Below are 16,774 nucleotides of genomic sequence, written 5' to 3' on the forward strand. Positions count from 1 at the left end.
TAAAAACTCGTAATTTTCAATTCCTTAAACACTTTTTGGTGATATCCTTTCGACAACTTCCGAAATCAGCTCTATTATTGTTTCGATTTTGTAAAAGTCTCGTAGCAAAGAAATAAGTTCCATTTTCTTTTTCAATATAACCTACCCACCAGCCGATATTGAAACCTTTTTCGCGAGTCCATCCGGTTTTTGAATAAATTTTATAATCAGAACCTGTTTCACTTAGCATTACATTTTTTACAATCTGCATGTTTCTTTTGGAGAAAGGTAACTTTTCTTCATATAACTTTTTTACAAATTCAATCTGATTAACAGGCGAAATGGCAAAATCACCAAAGTTCCAAAAGTCGCTATCTTTTTGAGAAAGATTGACATTTCCGTATCGACATAACTTTAGGTACTTTTCGTAATTTTTTCTCCCAATTTTCTTCGCCAATTCTACAAATACCCAGCCAGCGGAAACTTCAAAAGCTTCTTTTACTGTCATATCATGATAGATTTCAGGCCTGTAACCGTATTTTACAGTATCTGTTGTTCCTACCCATTTTACGACATCATTTTCACTGCTGATTGTTTTTGTTTCAAGCGCAATGAGAAGATTTACGATCTTAAAAGTAGAAGCTGGCAATGTCTGAACATTCGTATCAACGGTATCAGACAAAATCCATTTATGCTTTACATTATCATAAATAACAATTGAACCTGTAACTCCACAAGAGTCAAAATATTTTTTAAAATCCTGACGAACAACAACTGAATCTTTCTTCTCTAGTAAAACATCATTTGTCTTTTTTGTATTTGAAATACAAGAAATTAAAATTATGCTTATTAATACTAAAAATAATTTACGAATCATTCGTCAGAACTTTTTTAAAAAATTAAAATCTATTCTATGATATTAGAAGTTGTTACATAGAAGTTTTTATCTACTTCCAATTTTCTGTCTTCATTATCTGTTTTGACAGACTGCCATTCTGTAGTTGGTTTTAGTACAGTTTCAACTCCGTTAATTTTAACTTTTATAGGCATATCAAACTTAGAAACGCAGTTTGTCCAGTGGTAACCCAAAGTTCCGTTTTTAAACATATATTCCAAAACCGGAATTTGTGTAGTGGTTAAATACTGAGCATAAACTCTGTTAAAGTTAATTCCAGATTGTTCATTAATATAATCTTCAATTTGTTTTGAAGTAACTGTCTGATGGTAAAATGTTTTGTTCAAACCTCTCAGAATAGATTTCCATTTTGCATCATCATTAATAATCTGACGAATCGTATGAAGCATGTTTGCTCCTTTTGGATACATATCTCCTGAACCTTCATTATTTACATCATAATGACCAATAATGGGTTTATCATTTTCGATATTTTGTCTGCATCCAATAACATATTCAGCTCCGGCTTCTTTTCCATAATAATATTCCAGAAAAAGACTTTCAGAATAATTAGTGAAACTTTCATGAATCCACATATCAGCAATATCTTTATACGTGATATTGTTAGCGAACCATTCGTGACCAGACTCATGAATAATTATAAAATCAAATTTCAATCCCCAACCGGTTCCGCTTAAATCTTTTCCTAAGTAACCTTGTTTATACTGATTTCCGTAAGTAACAGAACTTTGGTGTTCCATACCTAAATAAGGTACTTCCACCAATTTATAACTGTCTTCATAAAACGGATATGGCCCAAACCAATTTTCAAAAGCTTTCAGCATCTTTGGAGCATCTTTAAAATGTTCTTTAGCTAAAGCTAAATTATCTCTCAATACATAATAATTACAATCCAAGTTGCCTTTTTCTCCTTTAAATACTTCAGAGAAATTCACATAATCTCCAATGTTGATATTTACGCCGTAATTATTAATTGGGTTTGAAACATACCAATTGAAGGTTTTAGTTCCGTCTTTTTCCTTTTTGACACTTTGCAATCTTCCATTTGAAACTTCTGTCAAATCTCCGGGAACATTCACACTAATTAACATATTTTCAACTTCATCATACATATGATCTTTACAAGGCCACCAAACACTCGCGCCTAAACCCTGACAAGATGTTGCGATAAAATCTTTTCCATTTTTATCTTTTTTCCAAGAAAATCCCCCATCCCATGGTGCTTTTACAGCTTCTTTTGGTTTTCCACTATATGAAATTATAATTTCTTTAGTGTCGCCCACTTTCTGTTTTTCATTCAAAGTAATGAAGAAAGCATTTCCATCTCTTTCAAACTTTAGCTCTTTTCCGTTTTGAGTTACTTTTGTAATGTTCATTGGTTGTTGCAAATCAATTTGCATTCTGTTATTTTCTGTTAAAACAGTATAACGAACTGTATTAGAACCGGAAATTGATTTTTCAGAAGGATTTACTTTTACATTCAAATGATAATATTTTAAATCCCACCAAGCTCTTTCTTTTGTAATGCTTCCGCGCAAAGTGTCCTGATGTGTAAAAACCGTTTCTGACTTATTCAAAAGTCCCTGAGCATTGGCATTGAAACCAATCAAAAAGGCGAAAACTACGCCACCGAAGTATTTTTTCATTATTTATAAATTTGAAATAATAAGGCAATTAAACCAGCTTAATCTTCAACAAATGTAAACATTCGAATCAAGTTTTTTAGAAAATTATACTTTCAATAGTAACTAACAACGTTCAAATTCATTATTCTTCTCTATTTTAGTGCTTTTAAAATTTTAGATTTCATAAGTATGAGATTAAAGACACTAGTTTTCTTTTTAATAATAATGTTTTCCATAGTTGCCTATTCACAAAATATTCCTGTATATAAAACCAATAATCCAATAAGAATTGATGGAAATTTATCGGACTGGGACAAGCCTTTTTTAGGGCCTTTTGTCATTCACAATTCAGGAGAAAAGGCTTTGCAAAATACTTATGTTTCTTTTTTATGGAATGATGAAAATCTGTATATCGCATATAATTGCACCGATTCAGATATCATTGGAAAACCGCAAACCAAAGATGCACAAATCTTTTACACAGACGATTTAGTGGAAATTTTTATAGATCCTGATGGAGACGGACAAAATTATGTTGAGATTGGAGTAAATGCTTTTTCAACCAATTATGATTTACTTTTGAGGTGTATTTCGCCTGAATGCGGAGGATGGAAAACAGAAACAGGCTTTAATATTAACGGAATGGAAACCGTTAGTAATATCAATTTAGATGGATATACTGTGGAAATTAAAATTCCCTTCGCAAGTTTAGAAAAAATTAAAAATGCTAATTTTTCTAAACCAAAAACAGGTACAAAATGGAAAGCAAATGCCTTTAGAATTGATTATGGAGAAACGATTGAATATCAAGCTTTACAAGCATATAAGAGTTTAAAATTCGGCTTTCATCAGCCGGAAGAATTTGCTGTTTTTGAGTTTTTGGAATAATTAACTTATCTACTAGAAAAATTGCTGTACTTCACTTGGCTTATAATACTCTACATCGTCAGCTAAAAACTTAAAAGCTGTATTAGTTTTGGCTATTTTATAAACTTCAAAAATAGATTTATTGCGTACAAAATGTATATTTTGATAAAATCTACCATTAAAATTTCCATAAAATGTATAGATTTCTAGAAACATAGCAATACCTTTCTTTAAAACTATCGGATTTGAAAAATCCTTAGGGAGAAATATATTTGGAAAAGAATTATCATCTACATACAATTCTCCAGTACTTTCATTAACTGGATAAAAACTACCATTTGGCAGTTTTTCTAAAAACAAAATTAGTCTCCGTCCTTTTTTTAATTCTTTAATTCTAGGATCACATAACCATTCTTCCCAAATAACGACATTTATTTTTGAGTTTGATTTTCCTTTAACAAATTCAGTTATTGTAAATTGATATTCGTTTTTTGAGACCTTAGAGATAGTTCCATCAACTATTAAAACAGCTTTAGAAATAACTATTGAATATGGGGTAACATTTTTCTTAAAACCATAGTTTAAAGTCGAAACTAAAAATAAAAGCAAGCATACAACTAATCTCATATCAATATTATTTAATACTAAAATAATACATTTTTTCTGTCATTTCGATCGAAGGGAGAAATCACACCAGTTAATCGACAAAGATTGGAGATATACTTTGCGGAGTTTCTAGTGCGATTTCTCCCTTCGGTCGAAATGACAAGACTTGTTCTAAATATTACTTTTGACGCTTCTTCAAAACTTCAACAACATCATTTAGTTGATAACCTTTTGCCTGCAACAAAATTAAATAATGAAATAGTAAATCGGCGCTTTCGCTAAGAAATAAATCATCATTATTATCCTTTGCTTCAATTACCACTTCTACCGCTTCTTCTCCTACTTTTTGAGCAATTTTATTGATTCCTTTTTCGAATAGAGAAGCGACATAACTTTTCTCCGAATCAGCATTTTCTCTGCGTGTTTTGATGGTGTTTTCTAAGTGAGAAATAAAACCATAATTTACATCATTTGGTTCCTGCCAGCAAGTATCGGCACCAGTGTGACAAGTTGGTCCAACAGGTTTTGCCTGAATCAAAAGTGTATCGCCATCGCAATCATTTTTGATGCTTACCAAATTTAAAAAGTTGCCACTCTCCTCGCCTTTTGTCCAAAGTCTTTGTTTGGAACGACTGAAGAAAGTTACTTTTTGCGTTTCTATTGTTTTTTGAAGCGATTCTTCGTTCATATAACCCAGCATCAAAACATTTTTTGTTTCTGAATCCTGAATGATAGCCGGAATTAATCCGTGTGAGCTTTTAATATCTATGTTCATCTTTATTTTAGATTTTAGAATTCAGATTTTAGATTTTAAATTCTCTGAATTCTCATTATTTTTTTAGATTGAATCTTCTCTTTCTTCTTGCTTCTTTTTTAAAGCCTTACTTCAATTCCATTTTTCTTAATTTCCTGCTTCAAAGCTTTAATTTCGATTTCTTTAAAATGAAAAACACTTGCTGCTAAAGCGGCGTCTGCCTTTCCTTTTTTAAACGAATCAACAAAATGCTGTATATTTCCTGCTCCTCCAGAAGCTATAATTGGAATATTTACTAATTCTGAAAGTTTTGCCAAAGCTTCGTTTGCAAAACCATTTTTAGTTCCGTCATTGTCCATTGAAGTGAAAAGAATTTCTCCCGCACCACGTTCTGCTACTTCAACAGCCCAATCGAATAAATTTAATTCCGTTGGCACTTTTCCTCCAACTAAATGTACTATCCATTGTCCGTCAATTTGTTTGGCATCAATTGCTACAACAACACACTGACTTCCAAATTTCTGTGCTAAATCGTTTATCAACTGCGGATTTTTCACTGCCGATGAATTAATAGAAACTTTATCAGCTCCGTTATTCAGCAGAATATCAACATCTTCAACAGATGAAATTCCACCACCAACTGTAAACGGAATATTGATTTTCTCTGCAACGCTTCGCACCATGTTTACCAGTGTTTTGCGTCGTTCTTCTGTTGCCGAAATATCCAAAAAAACCAATTCATCTGCGCCTTCTGCTGAATAAATTTCAGCTAATTCTACTGGATCTCCAGCATCACGCAAGTCAACGAAATTAACGCCTTTTACAGTTCTTCCGTTTTTTATATCTAAGCAAGGTATAATTCTTTTTGCAAGCATTTTTTTTGTTGTTTCACAGAGATTCGCAAAGATTCTCAGAGCTACGCAAAATTTTGTGAATCTTTGCATTTTGCTTTGTGAATCTTTGCGAAATTTCTATTTATTTAAAATATAATTTTCAAGTTGCTTTAATGTAATTCTTCCTTCGTAAATCGCTTTTCCAATTATGGTTCCTTCGCATCCTAATTCAGCTAATTTTGGTAATTCATCAAAACTTGAAATTCCGCCTGAAGCGATTAATTTTACTCCCTTAGCTTCTGCTAAAATTTTACTGTATAAATCAAAACTTGGGCCTTGAAGCATTCCGTCTTTAGCAATATCAGTACATATAACGTACTGAATTCCTTTTGACTTATAGTCTTGAATAAATGGCACTAAATCTTCGTTTGATTCTTCTAACCAGCCAGAAACCGCAATTTTTTCGTCTTTTGCATCAGCTCCTAAAATGATTTTTTCTGAACCATATTCTGAAATCCATTTTTCGAAAATCGCTCTGTTTTTTACCGCAATACTTCCACCCGTAATTTGGTTTGCACCACTTTCAAAAGCAATTCTCAAATCATCATCTGATTTTAATCCACCTCCAAAATCAATTTTTAAACTGGTTTGTGTGGCAATTTGCTCTAAGATTTTATAATTAACGATTTTACTTGATTTCGCACCATCTAAATCTACTAAATGCAGATATTCAATTCCGTGAGCTTCAAATGATTTCGCCACTTCAAGCGGATTCTCATTGTAAATTATTTTGGTATCATAATCCCCTTTGGATAAACGAACACATTTTCCTTCAATGATATCTATGGCTGGTATAATTCTCATTTTTTGATATTTTAGATTTTAGAGTTCAGATTTTAGTCCCGATAGCTATCGGGATGATATTTTGATTGAAATTGATTTTTGATCTTTAAATTAGATTTTAAGGAAATTGCCTAATATCTTTTCTCCAACATCACCACTTTTCTCTGGATGAAATTGAGTTCCGTAAAAATTATCTTTTTGTAATGCAGATGCATATTCAACATCATAATTTGTTGTAGCAATAGATTCTTCGCAATTTGGCGCATAAAAACTATGAACCAAATACATAAATTCATTTTCTGAAATTCCTTTAAATAAATCTGACTTTAAATCATAAATCTGATTCCAGCCCATTTGCGGAACTTTTACTTTGTTGGAGAATTTTAAAACATCAACATCAAAAATTCCCAAACCTTCTGTATTTCCTTCTTCGGTTTTATTACACATTAACTGCATTCCGAGACAGATTCCTAAAACGGGTTGTTTCAATTCTGGAATTAAACTGTCTAAACCACTTTCACGAAGTTTAGTCATCGCTGAACTCGCCTCGCCCACACCAGGAAAAATCACTTTCTCAGCTGATTTTATTTCTTCAGGATCATTACTCAAAACAGCTTTAAAACCCAATCTTTCAATGGCAAACATAATGCTTTGAATATTTCCTGCTCCGTAATTTATAATTACTATTTTCAAAATTAATTTTAGATTTTAGATTTTAGATTTTAGATTTCTCCAAAATACTGAAATCGTTATTACTCTTTTATTTTTGTTTCATGTTTCAAGTTACTTCACTTTGAGTATAATTTTACCGCAAAGACCGCAAGGTTTTTCTACGCAAACCTTTAAAAAGTTCGCAAAGCTTGGTGTAAAAACTTGCCTACTTAAGCGTAAAACTTTGTGTTCTTTGCGGTTAAAAAAACTGAAACAAAATTTATTTAAAGCATTCCTTTCGTTGAAGGCAAAATCATTTTTTCAGTATCTCTTTTTACAGCTACTTTTATCGCTTTTGCAAAAGCTTTAAAAATAGCTTCGATTTTATGATGTTCGTTGATTCCTTCTGCTTTGATATTTAAGTTTGCTTTTGCGCCGTCTGTAAATGATTTGAAGAAATGATAGAACATTTCTGTTGGCATTTTTCCTACCATTTCACGTTTGAATTCCGTTTCCCAAATTAACCAGTTTCTTCCTCCGAAGTCAATTGCTGCTTGTGCCAAACAATCATCCATTGGAAGACAGAATCCGTAACGCTCAATTCCTAGCTTATTTCCTAACGCTTTCGCGAAAACTTCTCCTAAAGCAATTGCAGTATCTTCGATTGTATGGTGCTCATCGACTTCTAAATCGCCTTTTACAAGGATTTCCAGATCCATTTGTCCGTGACGTGAGATTTGATCCAACATGTGGTCAAAAAAGGCAATTCCGGTATCGATTTTACTTTTCCCTGTTCCGTCAAGATTCAGATTGATGTAAATATCAGTTTCATTTGTTTTTCTTGTAATGGATGCTGAACGTGCTTCTAATTTTAAAAACTCATAAATCGTTTTCCAATCCATTGACTGTAAAACAATTGTTTCGTCTAATTCTTCACGTTTTGCTGCAATTTCGTTGCTACCAGCTCCATCCGTATCGTTCATAAAAATGGCTTTTGCTCCAAGGTTTTTAGCCAATTCTACATCGGTTAAACGATCGCCTAAAACAAAAGAATTAGCTAAATCATATTCTGGATTATTTAAATATTTAGTCAGCATTCCGGTTCTAGGTTTGCGAGTTGGCGCGTTTTCTTCTGGAAAAGATCGATCAACAAAAATTTCATCAAATAAAACACCTTCGTTTTCAAAGGCTCTTAAAATAAAATTCTGCGTTGGCCAGAACGTGTCTTCAGGAAAACTATCGGTTCCTAATCCGTCCTGATTGGTTACCATTGCTAGTTCGTAATCTAGTTCATTGGCAATTTTAGCCAAATATTGAAAAGCTTTTGGATAAAATTCTAGTTTATCCAAGCTGTCTAATTGATAATTTTCAGGTTCTAAAACAATCGTTCCGTCACGATCGATAAAAAGTACTTTTTTCATAATTTATATTTTTTTCTGCCACGAATTCACGAATTATACTAAATTTCATTGGCGAAATAACTTTGTGTTCTTTGCGTAATTCTTTGTGAACTTAGCGGTTAAATAAAACCTAGTTCAGCAACTTCAATTCTCTAATTACAACCGCATTTTCTTCTTTTGTTCCAATGGTAAAACGGAGACAATTTTCGCATAAAGGTTGTGTGGTTCTGTTACGAATTACAATTCCTTTTTCAATTAATTGATCGTATCTTCTATTAGCATCATCCACTTTTGCTAAGATAAAATTAGCTTCAGTTGGATACACTTTTTCTACAAAATTAACTTCAAGCAAAACTTTAAGTAATTCTTCTCTTTGTTCAATAATAGAAGTTATTTCTTGTTTTATTTTTTCTGAATCTTTTAAACGTTCAATTGCTCTTTGCTGTGTTAATTCGTTTACGTTATAAGGTGGTTTGATTTTATTTAAAATTGAAATTACAGCTTCAGAAGCATAACAAATTCCTAAACGAATTCCAGCCAGACCATACGCTTTTGATAGCGTTTGTGTGATTACTAAATTCGGGTAAGCATCAATTTCTACCAACCAGCTTTCTTTTTCCGAAAAGTCGATGTAAGCTTCATCAATCACCACTAATCCTTTAAAGTTTTGAAGCAATTTAACCACACTTTCATCTGAAAATGAATTTCCTGTCGGATTATTTGGAGAGCACAAAAAGATGATTTTTGTATTGTCATCAACTGCTTCTAAAATCTTCTCAACTTGTGGCTGAAAATCTATTGTAAGTAAAACTTCCCTGTTTTCAACTGCATTAATATTAGCCAAAACGCCGTACATTCCATAAGTTGGAGGCAGTGAAATAATATTGTCCTTATTAGGTTCGCAGAAAGCCCTGAAAAGCAAATCAAGCACTTCATCGCTTCCGTTTCCTAATAAAATCTGACTTTGTTTTGTCAAATTATTTTTTGCTAAAATCGCTTTAACTGAATTTTGTTGTGGGTCGGGATATCTATTTACGCCATTTTGATACGGATTTTCATTGGCATCCAAAAAAATCATTTCGGCTGTATCAAAATCTTCAAACTCATCTCTTGCAGAAGAATAGGGTTTTAACGATTTTACGTTTTCACGTGTAATTGTATTTATATCGAAAGTATTCATTCTAATTTCTTTATTCCTGCAAGGTTTTCAAAACCTTGTAGGTATTATTTATTAAGCTTCTAAATCGTAAATCTATTTAGACCTACGAGGTTTTGGAAACCTCACAGGACTGCAGACGTAAAGTTACCGCGTTTTTATGTGCCTGTAATCCTTCGGCTTCAGCCATCAATTCTATTGCTTTTCCAATATTCTGAATTCCTTTTTCAGATATTTTCTGAAATGTCATTGATTTCATAAAACTATCCAGGTTTACACCGCTGTAGTTTTTAGCATAACCGTTTGTTGGAAGAGTATGATTTGTTCCTGAAGCGTAATCTCCAGCGCTTTCCGGCGTGTAATTTCCAATAAAAACCGAACCTGCATTTACGATTCCGTTGCAGTAGAAATCATCATATTCAGAGCAGATAATAAAGTGTTCTGGCCCGTATTCGTTGATTAAATCTAAAGCTGTCTGATCGTTTTCAACGTAAATCAATTTGGAATTTTCGATCGCTTTTTCAGCAATAGCTTTTCTAGGCAATACTTCTAATTGTGATTGAACTTCTTTTTCTACTTCGTCGATCAGTTTTTTTGAAGTTGAAACCAAAATTACCTGACTATCTGTTCCATGTTCTGCCTGAGATAATAAGTCAGAAGCTACAAAAGCAGAAACTGCAGTATCATCAGCCACAATCAACAACTCTGATGGTCCAGCCGGCATATCGATTGCAACGCCAAACTGAGTTGCTAATTGTTTTGCAACAGTCACAAATTGATTACCTGGCCCGAAGATTTTATATACTTTAGGAATTGATTGCGTTCCAAACGTCATTCCGGCAATAGCCTGAATTCCGCCTACTTTTAGGATTTTAGTAACGCCGCATAAATTCGCGGCGTATAGAATCGCCGGATTTATCTTTCCTTTTTTATCAGGAGGAGAACACAATACGATTTCTTTACAACCTGCAATTTCAGCCGGAACAGCCAACATTAAAACTGTTGAAAACAAAGGTGCAGTTCCGCCTGGAATGTATAATCCAATTTTTTGAATTGGTCTTTTTTCCTGCCAGCAATTTACGCCTTCGATAGTTTCAACTTCAACTCTATCGGTTTTCTGAGCTTTGTGAAATTTATAAATGTTATTTTTTGCTAATTCAATTGCTTCTTTTAATTCACTTGGAATCAAATTAACTGCTTCTGAAATTTCTTCTGAAGTTACTTCGTAATTCTCTAATGAAATTCCGTCAAAAATTGAAGTGTATTTTGCTACAGCTTCATCTCCTTTTTTCTGAACTTCTCTGAAGATTTCTTTTACTGTAACCTCTATATCGTCAATGGTCTGCGTTGGTCTCTTTAATATATCTGACCAGGTTTCTGGTTTTGGATTGTTTATTTTATTCATAATATTTTCAATATTAAATTCCAAATTCCAACTCTTTGCTTAAAATTTATACCGCAAAGTTCGCAAAGCTGTTATCTAAAATTGGAATTTGGATTTATACAATTGGAATTTCTTTTATTTACAGTACCATTTTCTCAATTGGACAAACTAAAATTCCTTCTGCTCCTACTTCTTTCAATTGATCAATTACATCCCAAAAAGTATCTTTATCGATTACAGAGTGAACACTGCTCCAACCTTCTTGTGCCAAAGGAAGAACCGTTAAACTTCTTAAAACCGGAAGGATTTTTCCAACTGCATCAATTTTATCATTAGGAACGTTCATCAAAATATATTTAGAATTTCTTGCTCTTAAAACCGCTTGAATTCTAAATTTCAAAGTATCAATGTGTTTTTGGATTTCCGGAGAAACTTTTGGAGAAACAGCTAAAACCGCTTCACTTTTTAAGATAACTTCAACTTCTTTTAAATTGTTTTTAAACAAAGTACTGCCACTTGAAACAATATCTACAATCGCGTCTGCAAGACCAATATTTGGTGCAATTTCCACAGAACCTGAAATTTGGTGAATATCTACAGTTAAACCGAATTTACTAAAATATTCGTTAACTGTATTCGGATAAGATGTTGCAATTCTTAAACCTGCTAAATCTTGTACAGAATTGTATTCGAATGTTTTAGGAACTGCTACCGAAACCTTACATTTAGAAAAACCCAGTTTCTGAACTACTTCAATTCCTTTTCCTTTTTCTACTAAAAGATTGTCGCCAACAATAGCTAAATCTACAACTCCATCAATTAAATATTGCGGAATATCTGAATTTCTTAAATATAAAACTTCAAGAGGAAAATTGGAAGCTTCAGCTTTTAACTGGTCAATTCCGTTGTTGATTGAGATGCCGCAGTCTTTTAAGATTTGGATACTGTCTTCGTTTAAACGACCTGATTTTTGAATTGCAATTTTTAAAGTACTCATTTTTTTAGTTGTTTGTTTTGGGTTTATAGTTTGAGTACAAAGAGAGTTAGAATTAAAAAACCCGTTTGATGTACTCAAACGGGTTTTAAAATATGATGATTTACATCCATACCATTAACACATCGCTTGAGAGCAATAATGTAAATGATGATGATGTAATTGAATTGAAATCATGATTTGTTTTGTTTTTTACTTCTTTGATTCGGTTGCAAATATAATAGATAAATTCATTAAAAAGCAATTTTTATTTTAACTTAACGATAGTTTATTGTTAAAAAACATTTCAGACTGCTTTATGCTTACTAATTTTTAAATTACTTTAACGAATTATCAAACTCATTAAAAACCAGTAAAACTTTGGTTCCTGTGCCTATCTCGCTTTCTATTTTAAATTTAACCTGAAGCAGGTCTGTCATTCGTTTTACAATAAACAATCCAAGTCCTGTTCCTTTTATTTCGGAATGATTTAAGGAATCTGACCTGAAAAACGGATTCAAAATAGATTCTAAATCCTCTTTTGCAATCCCAATTCCTTGATCTAAAACAACACAATTAATTTTATTGTTCTCTCTAGACAATGAAATTTTAACTTCAGTATGGTCTTTTGAATATTTTATTGCATTTGATATAATATTTCGAAGAATAGTAACGATCAAATAATTATCAGAATAGATATTAAATTCTTCTGTAGCATCTAAAATGACATTTAGTTTTTTAGTTTTTATCTTCTCTGAGTTTAAAGTCAACACATCTAAAACGATCGCATTCAAATAAACATTCTCCTGACGAATATTCTGTTTTTGATTCTCAAAACGAGCCATCATTAATAGTTGATCGACCAAAGAATTTAAATGATCCACTTCATTAATACAGTAATTTATTTTTTCTTCATATTCCTTACTGTCTCTAGGTTTACGTATCAAGACTTCAAGTGTTCCTTTAATTACAGTTAAAGGTGTTCGCAATTCATGAGAAGCGTCTGAAGTGAATTGTTTTTCACGCTCTATTGCATCTTCAATTCGGTTTAATAAATTATTGATTGTTTTAGAAAGTGTAAACAATTCGTCTCTTGTTTTTGGAAGCGGAATCCTAGTTTTTAAGTTATCTTTTGTGATAATTTTTGAGGTATTTATGATCTCATTTATTGGTTTTATACTTCTTCCGGCAAAAAAACGAGCTAGAAAAAACAGCAACAATAAAATAATTGGAAACGCAATCATTAAAGTATCCAGCAAATTCTCCAAAACTTTTGAAGAATCTGATAATGACATAGCAATAATCAAATACCCAATTTTCTTCTCCTTTAAATGAAGAGGAACCTGAATCTGACGGATTTTATTTCCTAACAATTTAGTATCAAAGGGGTGAAAATTCTCCTTTTTAACATGAAAAACCAACTTTTCATTTTTCAAATTAGGAGATTTTTCGATTATTTTTTTGTTCAAATCCAAAAACTGAACAAAAACAGGATTCACATCAACAGAATTATGCTCCCGTTCCTCCCATTCTTCAACATCCATAAAGATTACTTTTTTCTTCTCCATCCTGATTTCCTTTAAATGATCCTGAATCTCGATATTTAAATTTTCATCAATATGGTTGTAGACTGTAAGCTTTACAATAAAATAAATAGCCGAAAAAGCTACCAAAACCAAAAGTCCGGTTGTTAGAATATAATTTAGAGCAATTCTGTTTTTAAAAGATAATGATGTCATTGTTTTTAATCATTGGCAATATATCCAATGCCACGGATGGTTTTAATATAATCTTCCTCGATCTTAAGGTTCAGTTTTTTACGAATAGCATTCATAAAAACATCAATTACACCAGTATCATATTCGAAGTTTATCTCCCAAACATCCCTTAAAATCTGATTTCGTGTACAGACTTTTCCTTTATGCTGTATCAAATACGTTAACAATTCGAATTCTCTCTGTGTAAGCGAAATTTCTTCTTCTCCTTTTAAAACAATATGTTTTGACAAATCAATAGTAATGGTTCCGAGCGTTAAAATTTCAGTTTGTTTTTTGTTTCTGAAATGAACTTTTATGCGTTCGACCAATTCCTCAAAACTAAAAGGCTTTTTGATATAATCATTCGCTCCCGCTTTCAGACCTTCAATAGTTTCCTGAACAGTGTCTTTAGCGGTTAAAAAAATGATTGGAGTTGCTTGATCTTTAACTCTAATTGCTTTACAGAGATCAAGCCCGTTTATTTTAGGAAGCATCCAGTCTAATAAAATCAAATCAAATTTTTGTTCCTGAACTAGTTCAAAACCTTTAGATCCGTCATTTGCTGTGGTTACTTGATAACCTTCTTCCTGTAAACCTTGTTTAAGAAACTGGACAATTCCCAGTTCGTCTTCAACTATTAAAATATGCATTTATCGTATTTTATTAGGATTAGCATTAATTTTTGTACACCAAAGATAGAGTATTTAAAATCACAAATAAGCTCTTAGAATAAAGATAAAAATAAAACCAAAATCTTAAGCGAACATTAAGATAACGTTAAGTAAGGTAAAAGTCGAACTTAATCTGACGTTAATAATTTGGAAGTAATTTTGTAAAAAAATATTTATAATGACTTTTTACAAAAAACTTTCGCCTTTTTACAATCTTGCCCTATTGTACTTTATTGTAAGTTTCGTATTGAGAATAGTACTTCTTTTTCATCCTATTACTCAAAGTTCATTTACATTTGCTGAAAGTCTGAAAATCTTTAGTTTAGGTTTGATTTCAGATTTTTTTGTGTTTGTTCTGGCTTCGTCTTTTTTGTGGCTATATCTTATTCTTATTTCTAATTCCAAATATAATAAGCCGTATGGTTACATTATTCTTGGAGGCTTTATTACACTTTTAATTTATATCGCGTCTGGAAAAAGTATTTTTGACGAATATGGTGGCGCTTTACCTAAAATCGTATTAATTTTTGTTTCGATTAAAACGTTTTTGTTTTCATTATTTCTTTTTTTACCAAAACAGAGAACTAAAATTAGGTTCTGGCTTTTTGCTTTTGTGATCTTTTTATATGTTTTATTGATTTTACAAAATGCAATTAGTGAGTTTTTCTTTTGGAATGAATTTGGAGTAAAATACAATTTCATTGCCGTTAATTATCTGATCTATACCAATGAAGTTATAGGAAACATTATGCAGTCTTATCCTGTTGTTCCAATATTTTCTGTATTGTTTATTATTACTGGAACGATTACTTATTTTATCATAAAGTACTCCCGAAACTATATCGAAGAAATTCCAAACCTCTCTGAAAAATTAAAAATAACTGCAATTTACTGCACCTTGTTTATTTTCTCCTTGTTTGCCGTTCCAGGTTTAGCCAAAACAGAGAACTCAAAAAATATTTTTGTTAACGAGTTGCAGTCTAATGGAATCTACAAGTTCTATCTGGCATTTCAGAATAACAAGCTGGATTACTTTAAATTCTACAAAACTATTCCAGATCAGAAAGCTTTTGCGCTTTTGAAACAACAGATACCAGCAATTTCAGGACAAAACACATTACAAAAAGTCACTAATGATTCAGTAGAAAAACGTAAAAATGTTGTTTTAATAACTGTAGAAAGTCTTAGCGCTGATTTTATGAAAATGTATGGAAACAAGCAAAACATCACACCTTTTTTGGATAGTTTAGCACAAAAGAGTCTTTTGTTTACCAATACTTATGCAGCCGGAAACAGAACTGTACGTGGTCTTGAAGCAGTCACTTTATGTTTACCTCCAACTGCCGGCGAAAGTGTTGTAAAAAGAGAAGACAACAAAAATAAATTCTCTACAGGATCTGTTTTTCTAAAAAAAGGTTACAACGTAAAATTCATGTATGGTGGAGATGCTTTCTTTGACAATATGCAGGATTTTTATTCTGGAAATGGCTATCAGATTATTGATAAATCGAGTTTTGCGCCTAAAGAAATTACTTTCTCCAATGTGTGGGGAGTTTGTGATGAAGACATGTATAATAAAGCAATTAAAATCATGAATTCTGAAGCAAAGCAAAATAAGCCTTTCTTCAATCATATTATGACAGTTAGCAATCACAGACCTTTTACTTATCCGAACAATAAAATTGATATACCAGGAAACATCAAATCTCGTGACGGTGGTGTAAAATATACTGATTACGCTCTTAAACAGTTTTTCGCTAAAGCCCAAAAACAGCCTTGGTTTAAAAATACTGTTTTTGTAATTGTTGCAGATCACTGTGCTTCAAGCGCTGGAAAAACAGAACTTCCCTTGGATAAATATCGAATTCCTGCTCTAATCTACTCTTCAGATATTAAACCTGAAAAATATAACCAATTAATGTCGCAGATTGATATTATGCCAACTTTATTCGGATTGCTGAATTTTGATTATGATAGTAAATTCTTTGGTCAAGACGTTTTTAAACCCGATTATCAGCCAAGAGCTCTTATTGCGACTTATCAGGATTTAGGATTAATTAAAGATGATGTTTTGACTATCTTATCTCCAAAACAGCAGATTAAACAATTTCAATTAAAGCTTAATAAAAAAGATGGAGTTTTGCCGGAATTTCAAATCTATTACGATCAAATTCCTTTAAAATCAGAAAACAAAAATTTAGTCGATGAAACGATTGCTTTTTATCAATCTGCTTCTTATGTGCTAAAGAAAAAGGAATACCAGTTTAAAGATTTAAGTTTAACAGCAAAGAATGCCAAGTTATACGCAAAAAATCGCTAGTAGCAAAAAAGCCTCAAATTCAATGACTTGAGGCTTTTT

General features: G+C 32.0%; 15 protein-coding genes. 2 read left to right on the forward strand and 13 right to left on the reverse strand.

Going from position 1 to position 16,774, the window contains the following annotated elements; genetic code table 11:
• Positions 1-16: 16 nt before the first annotated feature.
• Entirely contained in the window at positions 17-856 is an 840-nt protein-coding gene (locus GSY47_RS24330) for a class D beta-lactamase (RefSeq protein ID WP_179004530.1), read from the reverse strand.
• A gap of 29 nt (positions 857-885) precedes the next feature.
• Positions 886-2,541 carry a M1 family metallopeptidase gene (locus tag GSY47_RS24335; protein WP_179004532.1) on the reverse strand — a complete coding sequence of 552 codons (1,656 nt, stop codon included), beginning with the start codon at positions 2,539-2,541 and terminating at the stop codon, positions 886-888.
• A gap of 204 nt (positions 2,542-2,745) precedes the next feature.
• On the opposite strand from GSY47_RS24335, the gene GSY47_RS24340 reads away from it, so the two are divergent.
• Positions 2,746-3,408, forward strand: coding sequence for a carbohydrate-binding family 9-like protein (locus GSY47_RS24340; RefSeq protein WP_246611386.1), 663 nt, complete (start codon positions 2,746-2,748; stop codon positions 3,406-3,408).
• A gap of 12 nt (positions 3,409-3,420) precedes the next feature.
• Here the strand turns inward: GSY47_RS24340 and GSY47_RS24345 are convergent, their stop codons facing one another.
• The 11 genes from GSY47_RS24345 to GSY47_RS24395 all read right to left on the reverse strand — a co-directional run bounded on the left by GSY47_RS24345 (position 3,421) and on the right by GSY47_RS24395 (position 14,394).
• Positions 3,421-4,014 (reverse strand): hypothetical protein, encoded by a 594-nt coding sequence (locus GSY47_RS24345; RefSeq protein ID WP_179004536.1) that lies wholly within the window; start codon positions 4,012-4,014, stop codon positions 3,421-3,423.
• A 157-nt stretch (positions 4,015-4,171) separates the two neighbouring features.
• The gene (hisIE, locus tag GSY47_RS24350) at positions 4,172-4,768 is read right to left on the reverse strand and encodes a bifunctional phosphoribosyl-AMP cyclohydrolase/phosphoribosyl-ATP diphosphatase HisIE (RefSeq protein WP_179004538.1); all 597 of its coding nucleotides are present in this window, start codon (positions 4,766-4,768) and stop codon (positions 4,172-4,174) included.
• A 98-nt stretch (positions 4,769-4,866) separates the two neighbouring features.
• Positions 4,867-5,622 (reverse strand): imidazole glycerol phosphate synthase subunit HisF, encoded by a 756-nt coding sequence (gene hisF / locus GSY47_RS24355; RefSeq protein ID WP_179004540.1) that lies wholly within the window; start codon positions 5,620-5,622, stop codon positions 4,867-4,869.
• Between the two features lie 96 nt (positions 5,623-5,718).
• Positions 5,719-6,444 (reverse strand): 1-(5-phosphoribosyl)-5-[(5-phosphoribosylamino)methylideneamino]imidazole-4-carboxamide isomerase, encoded by a 726-nt coding sequence (hisA, locus tag GSY47_RS24360; protein WP_179004543.1) that lies wholly within the window; start codon positions 6,442-6,444, stop codon positions 5,719-5,721.
• Between the two features lie 90 nt (positions 6,445-6,534).
• Positions 6,535-7,116: an imidazole glycerol phosphate synthase subunit HisH gene (hisH, locus tag GSY47_RS24365; RefSeq protein WP_179004545.1), complete on the reverse strand. Its 582-nt coding sequence runs from the start codon at positions 7,114-7,116 to the stop codon at positions 6,535-6,537.
• A 242-nt stretch (positions 7,117-7,358) separates the two neighbouring features.
• Positions 7,359-8,495, reverse strand: coding sequence for a bifunctional histidinol-phosphatase/imidazoleglycerol-phosphate dehydratase HisB (gene hisB, locus GSY47_RS24370; protein WP_179004547.1), 1,137 nt, complete (start codon positions 8,493-8,495; stop codon positions 7,359-7,361).
• A 109-nt stretch (positions 8,496-8,604) separates the two neighbouring features.
• Positions 8,605-9,654 (reverse strand): histidinol-phosphate transaminase, encoded by a 1,050-nt coding sequence (hisC, locus tag GSY47_RS24375; protein ID WP_179004549.1) that lies wholly within the window; start codon positions 9,652-9,654, stop codon positions 8,605-8,607.
• Between the two features lie 82 nt (positions 9,655-9,736).
• Positions 9,737-11,035, reverse strand: coding sequence for a histidinol dehydrogenase (gene hisD, locus GSY47_RS24380; protein WP_179004550.1), 1,299 nt, complete (start codon positions 11,033-11,035; stop codon positions 9,737-9,739).
• A gap of 118 nt (positions 11,036-11,153) precedes the next feature.
• Positions 11,154-12,011, reverse strand: a complete 858-nt coding sequence (gene hisG / locus GSY47_RS24385) for an ATP phosphoribosyltransferase (protein WP_109193396.1) — start codon at positions 12,009-12,011, stop codon at positions 11,154-11,156.
• 314 nt (positions 12,012-12,325) lie between these two features.
• A complete protein-coding gene (locus tag GSY47_RS24390; protein WP_219071573.1) occupies positions 12,326-13,726 on the reverse strand; it encodes a sensor histidine kinase in 1,401 nt (466 codons plus the stop codon).
• A 5-nt stretch (positions 13,727-13,731) separates the two neighbouring features.
• Positions 13,732-14,394, reverse strand: coding sequence for a response regulator transcription factor (locus GSY47_RS24395; protein WP_109193394.1), 663 nt, complete (start codon positions 14,392-14,394; stop codon positions 13,732-13,734).
• A gap of 199 nt (positions 14,395-14,593) precedes the next feature.
• Between GSY47_RS24395 and GSY47_RS24400 the strand changes: the two genes are divergently transcribed.
• The gene (locus tag GSY47_RS24400) at positions 14,594-16,735 is read left to right on the forward strand and encodes an LTA synthase family protein (RefSeq protein ID WP_179004554.1); all 2,142 of its coding nucleotides are present in this window, start codon (positions 14,594-14,596) and stop codon (positions 16,733-16,735) included.
• Positions 16,736-16,774: the final 39 nt, after the last annotated feature.

The organism is Flavobacterium quisquiliarum, assembly GCF_019308285.1.
GTDB lineage: Bacteria > Bacteroidota > Bacteroidia > Flavobacteriales > Flavobacteriaceae > Flavobacterium > Flavobacterium quisquiliarum.